At 68.7% G+C, this 20,811-nt stretch carries 16 protein-coding genes and 2 pseudogenes; 9 read left to right on the forward strand and 9 right to left on the reverse strand.

Features of this window, described 5'->3' with window-relative positions:
• Nucleotides 1-6: 6 nt before the first annotated feature.
• From B085_RS0119385 to B085_RS0119400, 4 genes are all read right to left on the reverse strand, one after another.
• Nucleotides 7-2,019 (reverse strand): hypothetical protein, encoded by a 2,013-nt coding sequence (locus B085_RS0119385; protein ID WP_018560237.1) that lies wholly within the window; start codon nucleotides 2,017-2,019, stop codon nucleotides 7-9.
• A gap of 57 nt (nucleotides 2,020-2,076) precedes the next feature.
• On the reverse strand, nucleotides 2,077-2,745 hold the full coding sequence (locus tag B085_RS0119390; protein ID WP_018560238.1) for a DUF1449 family protein: 669 nt from the start codon (nucleotides 2,743-2,745) through the stop codon (nucleotides 2,077-2,079).
• A gap of 185 nt (nucleotides 2,746-2,930) precedes the next feature.
• Nucleotides 2,931-4,304: a cation:proton antiporter gene (locus B085_RS42995; protein ID WP_078619978.1), complete on the reverse strand. Its 1,374-nt coding sequence runs from the start codon at nucleotides 4,302-4,304 to the stop codon at nucleotides 2,931-2,933.
• Between the two features lie 448 nt (nucleotides 4,305-4,752).
• Complete coding sequence (locus B085_RS0119400) at nucleotides 4,753-5,838, reverse strand: helix-turn-helix domain-containing protein (protein WP_018560240.1); 1,086 nt, start codon at nucleotides 5,836-5,838, stop codon at nucleotides 4,753-4,755.
• A gap of 124 nt (nucleotides 5,839-5,962) precedes the next feature.
• Here B085_RS0119400 and B085_RS0119405 point away from each other — a divergent pair, with 124 nt between their 5' ends.
• Nucleotides 5,963-6,325: a hypothetical protein gene (locus B085_RS0119405; RefSeq protein ID WP_158689769.1), complete on the forward strand. Its 363-nt coding sequence runs from the start codon at nucleotides 5,963-5,965 to the stop codon at nucleotides 6,323-6,325.
• Nucleotides 6,326-6,571: 246 nt separating this feature from the next.
• Here B085_RS0119405 and B085_RS0119410 read toward each other — a convergent pair whose 3' ends face one another.
• A complete protein-coding gene (locus tag B085_RS0119410; protein WP_018560242.1) occupies nucleotides 6,572-8,413 on the reverse strand; it encodes an NAD-binding protein in 1,842 nt (613 codons plus the stop codon).
• Nucleotides 8,414-8,539: 126 nt separating this feature from the next.
• Entirely contained in the window at nucleotides 8,540-9,862 is a 1,323-nt protein-coding gene (locus B085_RS0119415; protein WP_018560243.1) for an amino acid permease, read from the reverse strand.
• A 576-nt stretch (nucleotides 9,863-10,438) separates the two neighbouring features.
• On the opposite strand from B085_RS0119415, the gene B085_RS0119420 reads away from it, so the two are divergent.
• Both B085_RS0119420 and B085_RS43000 read left to right on the forward strand, forming a co-directional pair.
• The gene (locus tag B085_RS0119420) at nucleotides 10,439-11,026 is read left to right on the forward strand and encodes a hypothetical protein (protein ID WP_158689770.1); all 588 of its coding nucleotides are present in this window, start codon (nucleotides 10,439-10,441) and stop codon (nucleotides 11,024-11,026) included.
• Nucleotides 11,027-11,251: 225 nt separating this feature from the next.
• Nucleotides 11,252-11,842 (forward strand): ATP-binding cassette domain-containing protein, encoded by a 591-nt coding sequence (locus B085_RS43000; RefSeq protein WP_018560245.1) that lies wholly within the window; start codon nucleotides 11,252-11,254, stop codon nucleotides 11,840-11,842.
• A 545-nt stretch (nucleotides 11,843-12,387) separates the two neighbouring features.
• Here the strand turns inward: B085_RS43000 and B085_RS0119430 are convergent.
• Complete coding sequence (locus B085_RS0119430) at nucleotides 12,388-12,969, reverse strand: DM13 domain-containing protein (protein ID WP_026251217.1); 582 nt, start codon at nucleotides 12,967-12,969, stop codon at nucleotides 12,388-12,390.
• Between the two features lie 293 nt (nucleotides 12,970-13,262).
• Between B085_RS0119430 and B085_RS0119435 the strand changes: the two are divergent.
• The 4 genes and pseudogenes from B085_RS0119435 to B085_RS0119450 all read left to right on the forward strand — a co-directional run.
• A pseudogene (locus B085_RS0119435) lies at nucleotides 13,263-13,453 on the forward strand (transposase); the annotation flags it as partial.
• An 80-nt stretch (nucleotides 13,454-13,533) separates the two neighbouring features.
• The gene (locus B085_RS0119440) at nucleotides 13,534-13,701 is read left to right on the forward strand and encodes a hypothetical protein (RefSeq protein ID WP_026251219.1); all 168 of its coding nucleotides are present in this window, start codon (nucleotides 13,534-13,536) and stop codon (nucleotides 13,699-13,701) included.
• 740 nt (nucleotides 13,702-14,441) lie between these two features.
• On the forward strand, nucleotides 14,442-15,011 hold the full coding sequence (locus B085_RS0119445; protein WP_018560248.1) for a GNAT family N-acetyltransferase: 570 nt from the start codon (nucleotides 14,442-14,444) through the stop codon (nucleotides 15,009-15,011).
• 297 nt (nucleotides 15,012-15,308) lie between these two features.
• A complete protein-coding gene (locus B085_RS0119450; RefSeq protein ID WP_018560249.1) occupies nucleotides 15,309-16,091 on the forward strand; it encodes a transposase family protein in 783 nt (260 codons plus the stop codon).
• Between the two features lie 202 nt (nucleotides 16,092-16,293).
• Here the strand turns inward: B085_RS0119450 and B085_RS43005 are convergent, their stop codons facing one another.
• Nucleotides 16,294-16,695: an SsgA family sporulation/cell division regulator gene (locus tag B085_RS43005; protein ID WP_158689771.1), complete on the reverse strand. Its 402-nt coding sequence runs from the start codon at nucleotides 16,693-16,695 to the stop codon at nucleotides 16,294-16,296.
• Nucleotides 16,696-17,319: 624 nt separating this feature from the next.
• Nucleotides 17,320-17,751, reverse strand: coding sequence for a response regulator (locus B085_RS0119460; RefSeq protein ID WP_018560251.1), 432 nt, complete (start codon nucleotides 17,749-17,751; stop codon nucleotides 17,320-17,322).
• A gap of 465 nt (nucleotides 17,752-18,216) precedes the next feature.
• On the opposite strand from B085_RS0119460, the gene B085_RS0119475 reads away from it, so the two are divergent.
• Together B085_RS0119475 and B085_RS47130 are read left to right on the forward strand one after the other, a co-directional pair.
• On the forward strand, nucleotides 18,217-19,794 hold the full coding sequence (locus B085_RS0119475) for a sensor histidine kinase (protein WP_234018607.1): 1,578 nt from the start codon (nucleotides 18,217-18,219) through the stop codon (nucleotides 19,792-19,794).
• Nucleotides 19,788-20,811: pseudogene (locus B085_RS47130) on the forward strand (PP2C family protein-serine/threonine phosphatase). Before B085_RS0119475 ends, B085_RS47130 begins: the two are co-directional and overlap by 7 nt.

The raw sequence follows: 20,811 nt of genomic DNA on the forward strand, positions 1-20,811 counted from the left end.
CGGCCGTCAGGCGTGGGCCGTGCCGTTGAGGCCGGCGACCGGGGTCTGGTCGAGTCCGAGCTCTCGTGCCGTGTCGAGCAGTTGCCGGAGCTGCCCGCTCTCCTTGCCGCCCGCGCCGATCAGACGCATGAGCAGGGCGGAGACCGTCAGGTCGCGGACCCCGGCGGCATCGACGGAGCCGAGCACACGTGCCAGGTCGTCGGCGATGTCCGACTCGCCGTCCAGCCACGGCCGGGCGAGGGCCCGGGCGGTGTCGGAGTGCTCCACGAACGCGTCCACGCTCCTGCCGTACGAGACGGACTTCACCAGCCGGTCGAAGAACACACTGTCCCCACCGACGATGTCGATCTTCGCCTTCTCCAGACCGGCGCCGACCAGCGCCGCCTGCGCCTCGGCGATCTGCCGCTGGACGTCGAGTCCCGCCAGGCGGATGTCCTTCTCCGCGGCCAGCCGCAGCCGGTACTCCTCGTGCCCGCGCGAGGCCTCGTCCAGGGCGGCCATCGCGGCCGCCTTCTCGGTGAGGCCGGCGGCCTCGGCCTTCAGCTTCTCGCCGATCTCGGTGGCTGCGGCGTGTGCCTTCTCCACGGCGACGGCGGCCTCGGCCCGTCCGGTCTTCTCGATCGCCTCGGCGTCCTTCTCGCGCACCTGCACCGCTGCCAGGCCTTCTGCGGCGGCCTCCGCCTGCACACCCTCGGCGAGCCGGACCTTGGCCTGGGCGTCGAGTTCGGCCGCCTGCCTGCGGGCCTCGGCCAGCGTCAGCGTCTCGCGGGCCTTGTGGTGGGCCGCCGCCTCGGCCGCCTCCGCCGCCTTGATGTCCTTGACCAGCTTCTCCTGGGCCTCGGCCTCGGCGTGGATGACGACGGACTGGCGGGCACGCTCGGCCTCCTCGACCGTGCGCAGCCGCTTGATGCTCTCCTCCTGCTCGGCGACGGTGCGGTCGACGGCCACGCGCTCGCGGATGACCTCGGCGATCTCCCGCTTCTCGCCCTCGACCTCCTTGTCCTTCGCGATGCGGGTCAGCTCGGTCTCGCGTTCGCGGGCGATGACCTCCAGCAGCCGGTCCTTCTCGATCCGCTCGTTCTCCACGGCGATGACCCGCTCGCGGTTCTTCTGGGCGACGGCGACCTCGCGGGCCTGGTTCTCGCGCTGGATGCCCAGTTGCTCCTCGGTGCGCAGGAAGGCGCCCTGGGCGTTGAGCCGCTGCTCCTCCTGGACCTGGGCGGTGGTGGCCTCCTCCTTGGCGCGCAGGGTCTCGACCTCGCGCCGCTGCCGGATCTCGGCCTCGGCCTGGCGGCGTTCCAGCTCCAGGATGGTCTCGCGGGCGTCGACGTTCTGCCGCGTGATCTCCTTCTCCTCGGTGCGCTGGTACTCGTTGGTCCGCACGTGCTCGATCGCCGTCAGCTCGGTGATCTTCCGGATGCCCTGGGCGTCGAGGATGTTGGCGGCGTCCAGCTGGGTCATCGGGGTCTGCTCGAGGAAGTCGATGGCCGCGTCGTCGAGGTGGTAGCCGTTGAGGTCGGTGCCGATGACCGAGATGATCCGGTCCCTGAACTCCTCGCGCTTGGTGTAGAGGTCGACGAAGTCCAGTTGCTTGCCGACCGTCTTCAGCGCCTCGGAGAACTTCGCGGCGAAGAACTGCTGGATCGTCTCCTGGCTGCTGGCCCGTTCCGTGCCGATGGACTGGGCCACCTTGATGACGTCCTCGACGGTCTTGTTGACCCGTACGAAGAAGTTGATGTGGATGTCGGCGCGGATGTTGTCCCGGCAGATCAGGCCCTCCCGGCCGGTGCGGCGGATCTCGACGGTCTTCACCGAGATGTCCATGACCTCGGCCTTGTGCAGCACGGGCAGCACCACGGCACCGGTGAAGGTGACGTCGACCTTCTTGGCCTTGGAGATGATCAGGGCCTTGCTCTGCTCGACCTTGCGGAAGAGCCGGCTGACGATCAGGAGCATGCCCAGGGCGATGAGCAGGACGACGGCGACGAGCACGCCGATCCCGATGGTGATGGCGTCCATCAGCGATCCTCGGGTGGAGAGAGGTGGAAGAGCGGGAAGAGGGGTGGGACGGCGGGCTCAGACGGCCGGACGGCGACCCGGATCGAGCGCGGCGTCGTACGGCGCGACCAGGAAGCACTCCCGGACTGCGTCGTAGTCGAAGATCAGGGCGGTGCTGCCGCCCACCAGGCCCTCGTCGGACCCGGCCGTGCGCACCTGGAGGACAGCGGTCGATCCGTCGTCGGCGGTGACCTCGGCCTGCCCGAACTCGGCACTGACGCGGCCGGTGCGGACAACGCAGACCTTGCCGACGAAGTCGGCTCGGGACGGTGCGCGTTCTCGGGGCACCAGTCGGCGCAGCGGCAGGAGCAGCGCGCGCGTGCCGGTCCAGGAGCACACCAGCGCTCCGGCCAGGACGGCTGTGCCGGTCAGCGGCCCGCCGCCGGTCAGGACCCGGCCGGCCAGCGCGGCGAACCACACGATGCCGATCAGCAGCGACAGCGTGACGGTGACCGGGACCCCGCCCAGTCCGAGACCGGCGAGGAAGCCGGCGAAGCCCCCCGTGTGCTCGTGTCCGTCGTAGTGTGCGTCGACGCCCTCTCCCCCGTGTCCCCCGTGCCCCCCGCCGAGGGCGTCGACGTCAAAGCCACCGAGCAGGACACTCCCCCAGTACCCGATGACCACCACGAGCGCGAAGCTGAACAGGGCGGTGGGGTAACCGAGTGCGGCATCGACGAACTCGCGCATTCTCCTGCCCTCCCCCGCTTCGTGCAGTGGCTCCGTTGTCGGTGCCATGACGATGGTGGCAGGGCAGGTGGCTGGCGCACATTGCCGGTTCCCGGCAGTCTTGACGCCTCGTTGACGCCCTTCTGATGCTGCAGCCACACGCGCTGCAGAGGCTGGTCGGACCACGTGCGCAGCGGCCCGTCCTGTCAGCCGCAGCCAGGCCTGTGCCAGTTGCTCATGTCACGCCCGCGGTGATCACGACGAGCAGATGGGCACCTGCCTTGTCGTTCTTCACTACCGCCACCAGTGGGCCGCGCTCCCTCGCCATCGACCTCCAGTGCGGTGTTGTCAGGGGTCAGCGGCTTCCGGTCGTTGTCCTCGGCCACATCATCGTCCGGAATGCCCACGAGGTCCTCCACGTCGAACATCCTGGCTATCGGCACGTCGGTGCTGCTGTGGGCGATGATCGAGAAGGCGATGCACACCGCAATGAGCGTGTACGCCTCTTGGCCCTCAGGGATGCCGGACTGCAGGACCAGAAGTCCATAGACGACGGAGGCGAAGCCCTTCGGGCCGAACCAGGCAGCGGTCAGTTTCTCCCTCCTGCCGATGGTCCGGTTGCCGAGCAAGGACGCGAGCAGGGAGGCAGGCCGGATCAGCACAATCGCCAGCACCACAGCGATGTACCCGCCGAGCGACAGGTCCCCGAACAGACTGGGGGTCAGGAGCGTTCCGAAAACGAGCAGCGCGGCGAACTTGGCAAGCTCGGCCAGCGACTCGCCGAGCGGTTCGAACGCTTCCCTGCTCTCCGGGGAGACGGACGCGAACACCGCGCCCGCGGAGAACGCCGCCAGATAGGGGTTGGCGTGGGTGAGGTGGCACGCCGCGTAGAGGATGACGCCGGCTGCCAGTGGCAACAACGGCTGGAGTTTGGGCTCCGCGCCCAGGAAGCGGAAGCGAATCAGCCACGCGACGACCAGGGGCAGCGCGATTCCCAATGCCAGACCGCCGAACAACTCAAGGCCGATCCTGCCCAGGTCCGCCTCGGCCGACGCCGTGGTCGGCCCGGCGGACGCGATCAGCATGAGCACCACGGGCAGTGCCAGCCCGTCGTTCACGCCGCTCTCTACGTTGAGCAACTGGCGCAGCCGTGCCGGCACCTCCTTGCGACCCACGATCGCCGAGGCGAACACCGGGTCCGTGGGCGCAAGCACCGCTCCCACCAGGAACGAGGTCGTCCAGTCCAGTCCGGCAAGGAAGTGCGTCACCAGCGCCATGCCGGTCAGCGCCAGCGGCATCCCGATCCCCAGCGCACGGGCCGGGTTGCGCCACGCCCCGCGCAGCGCCGGGAATGAGACGTGCATCCCATCGGTGAACAGCACCGCGAACAGGGCCAGGTCCGCGGTCATTGCCACGATTCCGCTGTCCGGGGTGATGTGGATCAGCCCGAGGAAGCCGTCGCTGACGAGAGCCCCACCGAGCAGGAAGAGAAGGGAGGTCGAGAGCACCGAGCGCGCCGCAAGACCGGAGAGCAACACTGCCACCAGCAGCGCGGCCCCGAACACCAACACGAGCACCACGGCAAACCGCCCCCGATCGACGAAGGGAAAGATCCCTTGTTCGCCGACCAGACTTCCCGGCACTCCGCTGGGAACCCTACCCGATTCGTACGCTCCCCATACGAGGCCTTGACGCCGGCTTCAGTGCGGTGATGAGTGTCGCCAAGTCCGTTTCACGGCCTCGTCCGGGAAGCCGGCCGACCAAGCGAACGACACCGTCTTGGACCCCATCACCGTCGTGGAGCGGAACGGGCTGGTCGACTTCCCCCATGTCGAGCCCCGGACGACCGTGAGCCCTCATGGCCACTGCGGTCGTTGTGGTCCATGGACTGGCGCGTGAAACGTGGACCGACGGCCAGTACGCCGGTCGCCCGAAGGCACCGCGATGCTGTCAGGCCGCGTATCGCCGGGACATCACCGGATGCCTGCAGCCTTACGCGTTCCTATCGGCTCCTTCGCGGCTCTGTCGCTACAGCGGCTGCTCGGGCCAGCCCAGCAGCCGGGCGCCCATCGCGGCCGTCTGCAGTGTGTAGCGGTGCAAGGCGTCGGACGGGTCGTAGCCGGTCAGAGTCTTGATGCGGTCCAGGCGGTAGGTGAGGGTGCGCACGCCCAGCCCCAGGCGCCGGGCTGCTTCGGCATTGACGTATCCCGCATCGGCATGAACGGAGATGGTCTCCAGCAGTGGTCCTGCACCGCCCCGGGCCGCGGCCAGGGGACCCAGGACGCTCCGCACAAGGTCGGCCATCGCGGTTCGGTCACGCATCAGAACCGGGAAGACGAGCAGTTCCTCCGCGCGAAGCACAGGTGGGTGCAGCCGCAGCCGCTCGGCGACGTCCAGTGCGCCCAACGCCTCCTCGTAGGACCGAACGATGCCACCGGCTCCGGCATGAGTGCGTCCCACGGCCACCCGTCGCACCGCCTCGTACCCGGGGCCCGGACGAAGAGCGGTGTCGGCGAATGCGGCGCTCACAGCTCTGTCCGCGGTGGACGTGACGCACACCAGTCGGCCGTCCTTGGCGGTCAGGAGAACGTTTCGCTCGCCGAAGCGGGCGCTCAGCTCGCGTTCGATCCGCCGGATCACGGGATGGCCGTCCTTGTACGCGTCCGCACCGCGCCCCACCGCGACCATGTGCTCCTGTCCGAGCCGCAGGCCGAACCGCTCCGCGCGTTCGGCCAGGCGTCCCGGATCACTGCGCCCGTACAGCAGGTCGTCGATGAATTCCTGGCGCGCGGCTTCCTCCTGCCGCACCTGGAGCCGTTGAGCCCGCTCGTGACCCTCACCCAACGCGGCGATCGCCGCCTCTGCTGCCGACAGTACGGCCTCGCCCATCCACACCTCCACCCCGGGCAGTGATCGCCAGGCATCGCGCGTGGCCGCAAGATAACCGCCGACCAGTTCCCGCAAGCCGAGACCCGCATCCGCACCGCGTTCGCCCAGCTCTCGCAGTCCGTCCAGTTCCGTCCGTCGGAGACGTCGGCCGGTGGCCGACACCTCGGCCAGCATCTTCAGGTACGTGTCCAGGTACTCGGGCGGTACGCCCCCCACATTCGCCATATGAACCTCCATTGTTCTCATCGGTCGCCTTCAACGGCCAGACCTGTGTCAATGTCCTCGCGCTGCCGAGGTGGAGCAGAAATACCGAGCGGTTGCGGTTCGAGTCGTTGAGTACGCTCCCCGCATGAGCGAACGACCGTCACTGTGGCAGAGGTTGGCCCTTCCTGTGCTGGTTGCCTGGCCGGCTCTCTCGTTGACGGGCTGGGGCCTGGCGAAACTCCTTGACGCGCCGGAGTCGCTTCTCGACTCGGCCGTCAAGGTGGGTGTGATCATGTTGGGCGTCACCGCCTTCGAGGCCGGACGCCGACGTCGGGCGGTGCGACACCCTGCGCCGGACATCCGCTGCCTGCGCGGCGAAACCGGCCTCCCGTCGCCCCGCTATGCCTCACCTCTTACGCCGATTTCGTCCCTGGATGTTGGCAACCGGCCCGAAGGTGAGGAGTGGGCATCCGACGGCGAGCAGCGGCAGACCGGGGCCTGCCAGTAAGCAGAGCACGACCCCTGCCAGGGCGAGTAGGACGCCAAAGATGAGCAGGGAGGCTCCGGTCAGTCCGGACAGCCGTACGCCTTCCCCGGACGCTGGTGAAGGAGCGTTGCGTTCTGCGATCAGGTAGGCGACGAGGAGCCCGATCAGTAGAGCCCAGGCCGGTGCGGCCGATCCTGCTTCGGGCCATGCGAGCAGCGCTGCGAAGACTCCGGAGGGGTCACGCAAGCCCGCCCAAGGCCGCGGCGTTCAGAGGTCCGGAGCCGGTGCCTGGTGCCCGCGGTGTTGCAGCAGACGGGCGAGGCCGTGGCGAGTGGCCGCGAGGACGACGCGGTCATCAGGCCGGAGTACGTACCCGGGATGCAGGTCCCAGGCCAGTTCCGGCTCACGGGTATCGAGGTCGTGGTCGATGGCGGCGGCCAGGTCCGGCTGCCGGTCGGGCGGCGCGGCCAGATCGAGAGCGAGCACCCGCCATTCGCCGGGCTGGAAGGCGTCACGGATGGTGCGCCCCTCCAATTCGGTGTGATCACGCACTTCGACGGCGGCGAAGAGAAGCACTTGGCGCTCCACGGGTATGGCGCCGAGGATCTGGCGGCCCATCATGGCGCCGGCGAACGCCGGTGCCGCCAGGGTTGAGACGCTGCGGCTGCGGGTCGTGGCTTCGGGATAGGAGTCCCGTAGTGCCCGGTAGACGGTGGTGGCGAAGTCGTCGTCGAACAGCCGCATCACCACGCGCAGCGTGGGGGCGGCCTCGCGGGCGTACAGCGCGGCTTCGAGATTGGTGGTGTCGTCGCTGGTGAGGGCCATCAGGGCACGGCTGGCGCCGATGCGGGCGGTCTCCAGCACGCCTTCTTGGGTGGCGTCCCCGATGACGACCGGTACGCGCCGGGCGCGGGCCGTTGCCACGCCGCGCGCCTCAGGGTCCCGTTCGACGCACACCACGTCGATGTCCAGCGCACACAGCCGGTCGAGAACCCGGCTGCCCACCTTGCCCAAGCCGATCAGGACGACGTGCCCGGACAGGCCCCGCGGTGGCAGCCGCAGAGCCGAGGCGGTGCGGAAGCTCCCCAGCGTCTCCAGCACGATGGCGAAGAGCACCGGCAGCAGTGCCATGCCGGCCAGTCCGGACAGCAGCTGGAGGACCTGGCGCGCAGGCCGCTCGTCCACAGCCGGGTCGTTGATGTTGAGGACGTCCAGCAGCGACAAGTACGCCGCGTGAAGTGCGGAGCCCCCGATGACACGCCAGGTCAAGGCGGCGAAGAGCACATGCAGAGCGATCAGTCCGGCGGCGGCGTACATCAGGCGCGGGGAGAACAGCTCCCTCAGTGGCGGTCCGCCCTGCCTGCGCCGTCGGGCAGCGGGTTGCCCTTGGCTGCGGGTGATGGCCTCCAGCACGACGCGGCCGTGAGAGCCGGCCGCAGATTGGACCATCCGGTCGTCGGGCAGCAGCCGCGCGCCACCGGGACCCGGGCCGTCGGCCTCCCCACCCGGATCGGTGCGGGAGTCGGACAGCACAGCAAGGGTGCACAGCGCCGGTGGGTGGCGAAGGCCGTCGTTCTCGCTGTTCAAAGGCCGCTCGGCGGCGCGCAGGAGCAATCCGTCGGCTTGGACGACCTTGCTGCTCCCGACCACGGCCGCCGCCACCAGCGCCGGGGCGGCGGTGTCCGCGTCGGACAGGACCGTGGTCGACGCGTCGAGTTCGTAGGGCCGCAGCTGGGGAGAACGGCTCGCGGCTGCCCGTTCCAGCAGGTCCTCCAGATGGCGGCCCAGCTTGCGGTTGTACATGCGGATGACGAGACGGATGTCGGGATTCATCCGCCGGGCCCGTAAGGCGGCGTGGATGTTCGTCTGGTCGTCGCCGTACGCCAGCGCCAGCGCCACCGCGCCCTCCACACCCGCCTCACGCAGGGCCGTGTCGCTCGGCTCCATCGCCTCCTGGACGCGCACGCCGTGCCGCAGTGTGAGCTCGGCGATCTGCGGTCCGTGGTTGCGGCGCAACGACGGCAGGACCACGGTGACGCGCTCGTGGTAGACGGCGGCCAGCTCGTAGGCGAGCCGGTGTGCGAGCGCGTCGTCCCCACAGATGACCATGTGTCCCGACGACGGTGGACGCTGAGCTTGGCTGGGAAGGCTGTGCACGCCCGTAGCTTCCCTGATCCGCGGCAAGGTATCCCCCGTTTCCGTTCCCTGGCTGGACCCGGTTGTTTGCCCTACCCGTCAGACAGCCTCGGCCCGGGACTCCACGTCCTCCACACCGGATGGGCGGCCAGCACGGGCCCAGCGCATGTAGAGGGCCGCGGCGATGGCGAGGGTGGCGGCAAAGGAGAGCACCGGCCATCCGCGCAGCAGGTTGACCAGGAGGGTGAAGGCGACGGCTGCGGCCGCCAGGCCGTTGACCGCTGTCAGCGCCCCCTTGCGCTCGCCGTGTGCGAAGCGCGCCATGGCCAGCAGACCCACCAGGAAGCTGACGAAGACGGACACCGCGTAGAACAGCACCAGTTTCTGTTCCTGGCCGGCCGCGGCAACGATGATCAACGCGGCGGCGGCGAGGTAGACCACGACGGACCAGTACGGGGTGTGGTGCCGGTTGACCCGCCCAAGTACCGGCGGCAGGACACCGGGGCGTCCGGGGGTGCCCGCGAGCGCCTTGAGGAGTCCGGGACCGGCCTGGAAGGAAGAGCTGGCAGCTGCCAGGAGGAGCAGGGAGCTGGTCAGCTGGAAGGCGCCGTAGAGCCAGCCCGGTCCCGTGGCGGCGCGGGCGATGTCCGCGATCTGGGTGGAGTCAGCGCCGGGCAGCCCGACGTGAAGGCGGACGGCCAGGGCCGTGAGGGCAAGGGTCAGACCGCCGACGATGACCAGCAGCAATGCCAGGGTGCCACGGCCGAAGCGCCGGCGGTGCGTGTCGTCGAGCTGGCCGAGCTGGGCGATCGCGGTGGATGGAGCTTCGACCCCGGTGGCCAGAGCCATGGCCACCGGGAAGGCCAGCACCACGGCGAGCACCGCGGAGTGTCCGGGATTGGCCGTTGCTGCCGCGGTGCCCACGCTCTGCGTGCCGGTGAATCCCAGGACCACCACGGTCACCGAGACCACGAGGAACAGGACGGTCATAGTGGCGAAGACCAAGCGTCCGCCGTGCCCGAACCAGGTCAGTCCCGCGACCACCAACAGCAGGAGCAAGGCCAGCGGAATGCGCACCGGAGCCAGTACGGGAAGCAGCGCGATCACCGCGCTGGCGGCGGCCGCGATGGAGATGCCGATGGTCAGGACGAAGTCGACCACCAGTGCCCCGATCGGCAGGAACGTCCAACGAGGGCCGAAAGCCCGGCCGGCCGCCGCGGCGGCGCCTCCGCCCCTCGGGAAGCGCCGCACCAACTGCCAGTAGTTGGCCGTGATCACCACGACCAGGCCCACCACGAGTGACATGGCCGGCAGCAAGAGCGCCAGGTCCCCGTGCAGGGCGCGCAGTGCGGCTTCGATCGCGTAGGCGACGGAGGAGACCGGGTCCGCGATCACCGCGAAGGCGAACGCGAAGAAGAGCACGAACCGGCGCGTCCGGGGACCGGCAGGGTCTCCGTTGCGGGAGAGGGCGGGGACGGTTGTCCTTGAGGCGGCCATCGAGGGCCTTTCGTGACGGCGAAGATGACAACGACTGACTTCGCCGACCAGACTTCCCGGCACACCGGGCATCAACGCTACGTCAGAGTCGCAACAACGGATCGTTAAGAAAGCGTCAAGATGAGGGGAGCCCCGGACAGCTGCGCCTGAGTCCGGCAACGAACCAGTCGTCCCACTGCCGCCTTCGCTCATTCCCCACCACAAGACACCCCACGTGTACTACAGGGCATGAACATGACGTGGGTGGTGTGGCCCGGCCTGGCTTGGGTCGCCCCGCTACTGCTGAGATCGGTGGCCGCGGCGGTCACGGGACAACGTTGGTTGCGGAGGGTGACAGCCGGGCAACCCACCCGAGTGTGGTGCCGCATGGAGGGGAGCGCCCCGCCTTACCCGTGGCGATTCGTACGGGGACGCCTCTCCTGGGACGCCTCGCATGGTCTGGTGTTCCGGCCTTACGGTCGCGCCGCGGTCCCGCTCACCGGTGGGGGAACCGTCCTATCGGTGACCGGCCCCCGCCGCTCCCGGCGGTGGCCGCTGGGCCGCACCCGGATCGTGTACGCCCCCGCTCCCCGAGCATGGCCTGTGCGTTTCGACGTCACGACCGCCTACGCTCCAGCCCTGCTCACCATGCTCCGCACTGGGAACACCACTCCAGGGCCCGCACTACCTGCCGGAAGGCCGGCGTGGCGGTGGCTGTCGGCGGGGGCACTGGTCCCCCTGCTGCTGACGGCCGCGCTCCTCGCCTCGGTCGGCTACACCTACGGGCTGGGTCGGCCGGTCCAGGCCACGGTCGCCGCCAACGACTACGGCCGATGCCGGGTGACCTGGACGGACCCCTGGGACACCACTCCTCGTGACGCAAAGGTCGAATGCGGCAACGAGCATGCCGGCCCACTCGTCGTGACGGCCCTGCAATGGCCCCTGCGAGGGAGGGCTGTCGACCGCACCTTCACCCCCTGGCTATGGGGCTTTCCCATCGTCCTCCTCCTGGCGATGGGGCTGACAACGGCTGCGGCCACCCTGATACGCGAGGCGGGCAGCTGGCGGCTGCCTGCCACCCCTCGGCCCCCTGGCCAAGCGCGTGTGTAGGTGCAGGCAGTGATGGCGATCGCATACGGCCTTTGTCCGACCCGACGTCCTCGAGTACCGCCCAGACGTCCCGGCCGGCTGTCGCAGCACCGATAGCCTGACAACTCCTGGATGTCTGCTTCTTGTCGAGACTGATACGGCGCGAGTATGTTCACCAGTGGTGTGCCGGGAAGTCTGGTCGGCGATGAGGAGCCCTGTGCCCATCGTGCCGACTCGGGAGGCCCAATGGTCTCGCCAGCCATCCGTACCGAATCCTTGTCCAAACGCTACGGCCGCGTCCTGGCTCTGGACGAACTGGATCTGCATGTTCCTGCCGATCAGGTGTTTGGTTTCCTCGGCCCCAATGGTGCAGGCAAGTCGACCACCATCCGACTACTACTGGGGCTGGCTCGCCCCACGGCCGGCCGGGCGTCGATCTTCGGCACCGACGTGGGCCACGGCGCTGAGACGCACCGGCACCTGGCCTACGTGCCAGCCGACGTCGTGTTGTGGCCCCAGCTCACCGGCGCCGAGACGCTTGAGTTGCTGGCGCGAACGGGCCCCGGCACCGACCGTTCATACCGGGACGAGTTGACAAAGCGGTTCGACCTCGACCTGTCCAAGCCAGGACGGGCGTACTCATCGGGTAACCGGCAGAAGGTGGCGCTGGTGGCCGCGTTCGCCACCCGCGCCCCTCTGCTCGTACTGGACGAGCCGACCAGCGGCCTGGATCCGTTGATGGAACTCGAGTTTCGCCGCGCGGTCCGCGAAGCCCGGGGCAACGGCCAAAGCGTGTTCCTCAGCTCCCACCAGCTCGCCGAGGTCGAGGCAGTCTGAGCTGCACTGATCTTCGTAGAGTCCCTGAAGTCACTCGGCCCCAGGGACCGGGCTGCGACGAGCCTGGCGACCGCCGTCACGGACGTACCCGATGCCGACGCCATGATGATCAAGGCCCGGGCATACTCGTGGCGGCCCCGCCGGACGATCTGCTGCAGCCGCTGCCATCTTCGCCTCACCCTCAACAGCGACCATGTCGACAACGAGGATGACGCCTGCAACCCCGGCACCGCGAGCATCGCACCGGCGATCCTCAACACCCCAGCAACGTGCTGGCCATCGCACCAGCGTGTGGTCGACCCGAGTGCCTGGCCGTGCCAGGCCCGGGCATGTCCCAGGACTGGATGAGGGAGCGTCCCCTGGCCGGGCTCCGGCAGAGGGCGCGCGTGAGGTGCGGGGGTCAACGCCAGCTGGCATCCCGTGCCGGGCAGATCACCGTTCCCATGCGCACGCTCGGCCGAGAAGTGCCGCATGCGGTGTTCACAGCCTCGGTGAGACGGTCGGCCGACTCGTCGAAACGTCAGTCTGCGGCCGCTGATTCCATGTCAGGTGCGGCCCAGTTCGGCGGCGCCGAAGGAGACGTCGAACCGATCGCACCAGATGCTCACGCTGGTGTACCTCTCAAGATCTGCGTTGGCAGGCAGCGGGTAGTTGTGGCTGCCCTTGTTGCCCTTGAGCTTGCCGAGGCTGAGGTAGGCGCCGTCGTCGAAGACGTCCCAGCCGTCCTTGCCCGGCTTCACTGTCGCGTCTGTGATCCACACTTTCAGGTCGGGACCGTTGCTGGTGTCCAGGTCTTCCAGGCGCAGCACCCGGGAGCCATCAGGAAGCTGGACGATTTTCACGCTGCCCGTCGTCGCGTGCTCGTGGGTTATGAACTCGCCTGAAGCCAGCGTCATCGGCCCGGCCGGCTTTGCGGGTGCCTCGGACACAGCGGACTCATCGGGCTCCGTGGATCCTGCCGGTGTGCTCGTAGGCGGCGTGGCGGCGGGGAGTGCCTCGTTCACGATCTCGTCCGTCCATAGCTTCCACGGCTGGAACAGGTACAACACCACCGCCACAACCGCCAGACCGACCACCAGCGCCCCGATGACCAGCGGCTTGCGCACCAGGCCCACCAGGCGACTCATCCCTGCCTCCCACATGCTGCGCTTCCACGACTGATTCCACGGCATGCGGAGCCCTTCTGTCTCGGTCAGAGATGATACGAAGTCCTTACGATGCGGACCGATGAGGCGCCGAGTCCTTCAGACCGACCTCCGTCAGCGGGCCGCCGGAGCGCGCGCCCGCACCGCTCCTCATTCCCGTGCGGCTGTCGCTATGGCGATCGATCAGGCTTTGCGGGAGGGAATCGGTTGCTGCATCCTCGGCGAGTGTGACTGAGCGCTCCACTTGGCGGGGCCCGCCAAATGGAGCGCCATCAGCCGAGCGGTTCGCCGAGTTCGCCGGTGCCTGGGGCAAGAAGCTCCGGCGATCGTCCGGCTCTGGGAGAACGCCTGGGAGGAGTTCACCCCCTTTCTCCGCGTCGACACCGAGATCCGCCACTTCGTCTGCACCAGGAACGCGATCGAGTCCGTGAACGGCAGAATCCGCCGGGCGGTCAAGGCCGATGGGCGCCCTTGGGAGCCCTCGGCCCGTAGGTGACGCATAGCAACCGAGCTGCGGGGCAGACGCGACGTCAGGAGGTTACAGATCTGGTCCCTTTGCTGCTTGTCCTGCTGCTGGCCCTGATCCTGTTCGGCGCCGGCTTCGCCCTCAAGGCGCTGTGGTGGATCGCCATCATCGTGCTGGTGGTATGGCTCCTCGGCTTCGTGTTCCGCGGTGCCGAAGGAAGCGGCCGACGCCGCTGGTACCGATGGTGACCTGACTCATCCCCCTCCCCGCGTTAGGGCGGGGTTCGTGCCGCCGGAAGACCGCGAACCCCGCCCTTCGCACTGCCCCCAGCGCTCTCGGGTAGACGCACCAATAGGGCGGCTCGCCGGCAACTGCGTCAGGAACCAGCGCGGACCCCCCCGGCGAGCCGCTCCCACCACCTCAAGGCGCGCATCTGTGCAGGCAGCCCGAGGCGCCCAGACGCAGCCTTACCCCAGGAGGCAGAGGTCGTTGAGTACGACATTCCACTGGTACCGTCCTGCTGACCTTCGCCGGTCAGGGCAATGGCCTGCTGCCAGTTGCGGGGCATAGCCGACCGCCGCGTGCGCATCATCCACACCGCGGGCCTACTGCCCGTCGGCAAGGTGCCGCGGACCGACTACAACTCCAAGGCGCTTCAACGGCATCTGGAAAACCTCACCTGCCCCTGGTCGTGGCCCTCGGTCACGACTCACGCGGCGCGATCGGCACCGCGTGCGCGCGGCGCGAGCCGCCGGACGCGCCAAGAACATCAGACACACCGTCGGCTTGCTCCTGAACGCCTCCCGGGTACTCGCCGAAAGGTCACTGCGGGGCAGGCCACCGTGGTTACGACTTGGGGAGCGATAGAGGCGGGTCCTTGGCCTGACGTGCAGGCGGCAGTGCCATGCTGCTGCTCCTCCAGCCCCGGTGACAGACGCAGCCCGAAAACGCCTTGGACCGTCAGACCCGTATCGGCCATGATCCTCACGTGACCACCTACCTCGAGTCCGAGCGCCTGACCCTGCGCCCCTTCGCCGCCGCCGACGCGGACCTGCTGATCGAGCTGGACAGCGACCCGGCGGTGATGCGCTACCTGACCGGCGGCGCTCCGACCCCGCCGGAGGAGGTCCGCGACCTCGCCATCCCCGGCATCCTCGCCGGCTACGAGCGCTGGGATCACGACCTCGGCCTGTTCGCGGCGTACGAGAAGGACGGCGGCGCGTTCGTCGGCTGGTTCTGCCTGCGTCCGCTGCGCAGCGGCCCGCGTGAGGAGGCCGAACTCGGCTACCGCCTGCGCCAGGCGGCCTGGGGCCGGGGGTACGCCACCGAGGTCTCGCAGGCGCTGCTGGCGAAGGGCTTCGCCGAGCTCGGCATCCGCATGGTCTGGGCCGAGACCATGACCGTGAACCGCCCTTCGCGCAACGTCATGGAGAAGCTTGGGATGACGCTCGCGGAGAGCATCCCCACGCCGGACGACATGATGGCGGTCGAGGGTTCCGAGCACGGGGGTGTGCGGTATGAGATCACGAAGGAGCAGTGGGAGCGGCGACAGGCGTAGGCGGCGCGAGGCGCGGCGCCCGTGGATGTGAAGTCATCAGCCCGCACGGCCTTGTCTCATCCTGCCCTATCGGGCACATCCCGACAGCATCTTGCCGAACTCGTCGCTGAGCTCGCCCCGGCATGGGAGGCGTAGCAGGAGTCTGCGCTGCGGGAGCGGCGCGGCGGGAGCGGCGCGGCGGGAGCGGCGCGGCGGGAGCGGCGCGGCGGGAGCGGCGCGGCGGGAGCGGCGCGGCGGGAGCGGCGCGGCGGCGATCGCCGCCGCCGTGAGGCCGGTGCTGGCCCGAAGCATCGTCTGGTGTTCGTCGACCGGGTGCTGGCCACGCTGGCGCACCTGCGACACGATCTTCCGCACTCGGACCTGGCTGTGCTGTTGGGAGTGGACCGCTCCACGGTGTCCGTCGCGATCCGGCAGGTCCGGCCGCTGCTGGCGGCGCGCGGGTTCGCCGTGCCTGACCAGCCCGGCATCCGGCTGCGCACCATCGGGGACGTGTTCGCCTACGCCGAGGCCGAGGACGTCGAGCTGGGCATCGACGGCACCGACGTGCAGGTGAGACGCCCGAAGGCCGGGCGTCCGGGCCGCAAGGCGTGCGTGTCCGGCAAGTGCAGGCAGAACACCATCAAGACCACCACGTTCAGCGACGGCCAGGCCCGCACCCTGTTCTGTGGGGTCGCGCGGCCAGGGCGCATGCACGACCAGACCGCAGTGCGCACCGAGGGCATCGCCCAGCAGCTGCGCTGCCGCCCCGGCGTCAAGGTGCATGTCGACGAGGGCTGTCGAGGCCTGGCCAACCAGTTCCACCACAGGTCACCGAAGAGGGACGCGACCCTCGACGAACAGCACGCCTGGCGGCAGGAACGCCGAGCACAGTCCGCCGACCGGATCTGCGTGGAGCACGCCAACGCCGAGGACAAGCAGTGGCGGCCCCTGCAGCGCTACATCGGCCGCCGCGAAGATTTCGCCGAGACCCAAGCCGCCATAGCCGGTCTGGTCTCCGACCGGTCGGCGCGCCGGGCCGCCCGCCGCGAGACGAGCAAAGAACTCGTCCTCGCCGCCGACGCCCGCCCGACGTCCTGCTGATCAATCCCAGGCGGATTGCTCAGCCGAGCCTGCCAGACCCTTATCGCTCCCCAAACCGTAAGTCTGTGCTACCGCCTCGCTGACGACAGCGCGCAGCTGGTTGCATACCGCGGCTCGACGTGCCGGCTCACGCCGCGCCTTGACCGAGGCATTCGTCATTGAGGTGGGAAAGCGGCACGCAGATTCGGAATAGATCCACCGCTCACGCGGACAGCACGTCGCCGATCCAAGGTTCCCAGTCGATGCGGGCGCTTTCCGCTCCCACTGGCACGATCTGTGCTGTGGCGGCGGGGAAATCGGTGAGCTCTCGGGTCCGGATGTGCAGCAGCGCCGTACCCGTGTCGCCCGTCAGGGCTATGTAGGAGTACGCATGATCCCACGGCCCGATCAGCAGATCGCCGTGGCCGGTCGGCGCTTTCAGGCCGGCCATGAGCAGTTCCCTCGATGCGACCCACACCGCCTCGTGCAAGCCGCCAACACAACCGAAATTGATATGCACCGCAAACGGATCAGCAGCGCTGTAATGACACTCCACTTTAAGATGAATAGGTGTTTCGCCGCCTGCCGGGAGACGCATGGGGAGCCGAGCGGTGAGTTTATCCATGGACCTGCGCATCCCTACCCGAGCGTCGATTTCTTCCCTGTGGCTCGTCTGACCTGCGGCCAGGACGCCACTCGGATGGAGCGTGAAGGTCTCATGGAGGCTCGTGCTTTCGACTGACAGGCGATGGACGTCGCTGGCGTCACTGCTCCCGGCGGCGGAGAGCATCCGCGCACGCAGGCATGCATGAGGGCACGGGTTCCGCATGTGAGCATCCGGTGCCGCGGCGCAGGGTCGCCCAGTGGGCCTGTGGGTCAGCGTCCCGCCACGGCAGCCCGTCCAAGCCGTACCGGCTGACCGACACGGGCGTGGGACGGGGCCGCAGAGGTCGACGGCACGCGGGAATCGGCGCTGGACGCATCGTCCGGTCTTCCTCACACCCGATGCCGGCCACGGTCGGCCACATCGCAGCCGTCCGGTATCCGTGCCGACCGCGACCCGCGCGGTCAGCAGGCAGGCGCCTGCGCAGTACACAACACCCGGCCCCCTCTCCGCGCGGAGGGCGACAGCTCCCGCTCGGACACGCGTCACCCAGCAGAGGGAGACCGGTTCGTGGCCACGACTGAAGGCGAGCAGCCCTGCTGGACGAACTGGCAGTGCGGCTCCTCGTGCAGGCCGTAGGCGGTGCTACTGCCGGGGCAGGTGGGTGGCGGTGTCGAGGTAGAAGGCGTCGATGCTCTGGACGGCTCGCTCGAAGTCGTCCAGGTTGACCGGCTTGGTGACGTACGCATTGGCATGGCGCCGATAGGCGCCGGAGACATCGTCGGGTGCGGATGACGTGGTCAGGACGACGACCGGGATGGCGCGCAGGTCCTCGTCGTTCTTGATCACGGCCAGCAACTCGCGGCCGTTCATGCGCGGCATGTTCAGGTCGAGCACGATCAGGTCGGGCCGGGGGTGGAGCGGGTCACGCAGGTAGTCCAGGGCGGCGATGCCGTCTTCGACCTGGGTCAGATTGCGAGTGCCGCATGCGGTGAGGGCATCCTCGATGAGCATGGCGTCAGCGGCGTCGTCCTCGACCAGCAGCACGTCGTAGGGGCGGGCGGGGGCGATCATCATCGAGGTCTCCGGGGGTGGAGTGGGGGGAGTCCGGGGTGACCAGTCCTGGCCATCGGCGGCGGGCACCTTGCCTGGTCATGTTGGACGCTCTGCCGATCTGCGGATATCCGGCGCCGGCGTCGGCGGCTTCGTGAGCGGCGCTCTCCTCCAGCTGTTCGATGGCCTGCCGGAGATGGATCAGCATGTGCAGATGAGCCAGGGCCTCCGCCTGGGCGGGTGAGTGGTCGCCCGGGCCGGGCAGGGGTTCGAAAGCGCGACGAACGAGGTGACGGACGAGATCATCGACCGCGCCGGCCGCGAGCGCGGCTAGCTCGTCCTCACTCATCCGCAAGGAAAAGTGAATGCCAGGCATGAGCACACTGTATGGCCCGCATTCAGGTGACAACAAGCGTTGTCGTGGTCAGGTTACAGTGTCCCTGCCGCGCACCTCGGGGGCGGCTCGGCCGAAGAACCAGGGAGCTCGCCGTGACCAGCCAGCAAGGCCTGCCACCTCGACACAACGGTCTGTCGGCGTGGACGACCAGGCGATGGCTGCGCGTCGGTGTGAGCGTGGCCCTGGCGGTCCTGGCGGCCCTGGGTGCTGTCGGCTTGTGGACGACGACACGCACCTCCGACATTACTGACGAACTGGTCAATACCCGCTCTCCCTCGCTGACCTACGCGGTGCGGCTGGAGGCAGCGCTGGTCAATCAGGAAACCGGGATCCGCGGGTACGGCCTGACCGGTCAAAGGGACTTCCTGGACCCTTACCGGCAAGGTGTGACGGATCAGGAAACCGCCGTTGACCGGCTCCGAGAGCTGCTGGTGGACAACGCCCAGGGCCGTGAGGACCTGCAGCAGGTTCTGGATCGGACGCAAGTGTGGCAGCAGCGCATCGCTCTCCCGATCGCCGCATCCCCCTCCGGTGCCCCGGCAGTGCTGGCGGCAGAGCGGGCAGAAGAAGGCAGGAACGCCTTCGACCGGGTGCGGGCGGCGCTGGCCGCGCAACAGGAGCACGTGCGCACCGCGCGGTTGAACGCCGTGAAAAACCTTGACCGGGCCACGCAGCTGCGGAACTGGGTGTTCATCGCGATCGCCGGCGTGATCGTGCTGGTGGCGGCCTTGGTCTTCGAGGGGCTGCGCCGCGGCATCACCGATCCGCTCACCCGCCTGGGCTCCGACGCCCGACAGGTGGCCCGGGGCAACTTCGCTCATCCCGTCGCGACCACGGGACCGGCGGACCTGCGACAACTGGGAGCCGACATGGAAGCCATGCGGCGCCGGCTGGTCGACGAACTCGCCTTCAGCGAGCAGGCGCGGCACCAGCTCGATGAGCGGGCCGCCGACCTGAAGCGTTCGAACGCCGAGCTGGAACAGTTCGCTTACGTCGCCTCCCATGACCTGCAGGAGCCGCTTCGCAAGGTCTCCAGCTTCACTCAGCTGCTGCAGCGCCGCTATGCCGATCAGCTCGACGAGCGGGCGGACCAGTACATCGCCTTCGCCGTCGACGGCGCCAACCGGATGCAGACCCTCATCAATGATCTGCTCACCTTCTCCCGGGTCGGCCGAGTTCACAACGAGCACCGCCTGGTCGAGCTCGAACCGCTCGTGGAGGACACGCTAAGCACCCTCAGCATCTCCATCGAGGAGTCCGGGGCCACCATCAGCCATGACGCGCTTCCGGCGGTGGTCGGTGACACCACGCAGCTCGGCATGCTGTGGCAGAACCTGATATCCAATGCCATAAAGTTCCGCCACCCCGACCGGCGGCCGCAGATCCACATCGGGGCCTTGCGTGAAGGTGACCTGTGGCGGTTCACGGTCACCGACAACGGGATCGGCATCGACCCCGAATTCGCCGACCGGGTCTTCATCATCTTCCAGCGCCTGCACACCAAGGACGCCTACCCGGGCAGTGGTATCGGCCTGGCCATGTGCAAGAAGATCGTCGAATTCCACGGCGGCACCATCGCTGTCGACACCCACCACAGCCCCGGTACCCGCATCTCCTTCACCCTTCTCGCGGACACCAGCCCGACCAGCGCCGAAGACCCCCGATCGTGACACCCGCACCAACCGAGCAGCATTACCGCATCCTGCTGGTGGAGGACGACAGCGGCGACGCGCTCCTCGTCCAGGAGCTGCTCACCGACACATCCCTGCCCCCCACACCCTCGTCTGGCACCAGACGCTCGCCGAGGCCCGCACCGAACTGGGTATGCGGCAGGTGGATTGCGTCCGGCTGGACCTCCACCTGCCCGACGCAGCCGGTTTGCTACGCCGTCCACCGGAAGCACGCCGAACGCGCCAGCGCCGACCTTCGCGCCGACCGCATGCGCGCGGAGGAAAACGCCCGCCTCGAGCGAGGACTACTCCCCCAGCCCATGCTCGGCACCTCCCCCGTAACCGTTGTCAGCCGTTACCACCCAGGAAGAGACAACCCCCTCCTCGGAGGCGACTTCCTCGATGCCGTCGAGACCAACGACGGCCAACTCCACGCGATCGTCGGCGACGTCAGCGGCCACGACCCCGACGCAGCCGCTCTCGGAGTCTGCCTGCGCATCGCATGGCGCGCCCTGACTCTCGGCGGCCACCGAGGCAACGAGCTGCTACGCCAACTCGAACACCTCCTCGTCGCCGAACGCGCCCACCCCGACCTGTTCGCCACCTGCACCCTGCTCACCCTCGATTCCCACGCACACAAGGCAACCCTCCACCTGGCGGGGCACCACGAACCCCTGCTCACCACGAGCACCGGCACCCAGGAAGTCTCGGCCTCACACGGTATCGCCCTGGGCATCGCCGACGGTCTGAACCACTGGCCCGCCACCGACCTCACTCTGCCTCCGACCGGTGCGCTCACCCTCTACACCGACGGCCTGGTGGAAGGCCTTCGACTGGGATCCAGCGAACGCCTCGGCATCGACGGACTCCTCACCCCTGATCGCCGCCGTCACCACCCACAACGCGCACCGGCACACCGACGACGTCGCAGTCCTCCACCTCGACTGGAGCACACCAGCAACGCTCGGTGACGACCGCCTCAGCGACACACAGCCGCATGAGGCCATCACGGCCTAG

Origin of the sequence: Streptomyces sp. BoleA5 (assembly GCF_000373665.1) — a bacterium.
GTDB lineage: Bacteria > Actinomycetota > Actinomycetes > Streptomycetales > Streptomycetaceae > Actinacidiphila.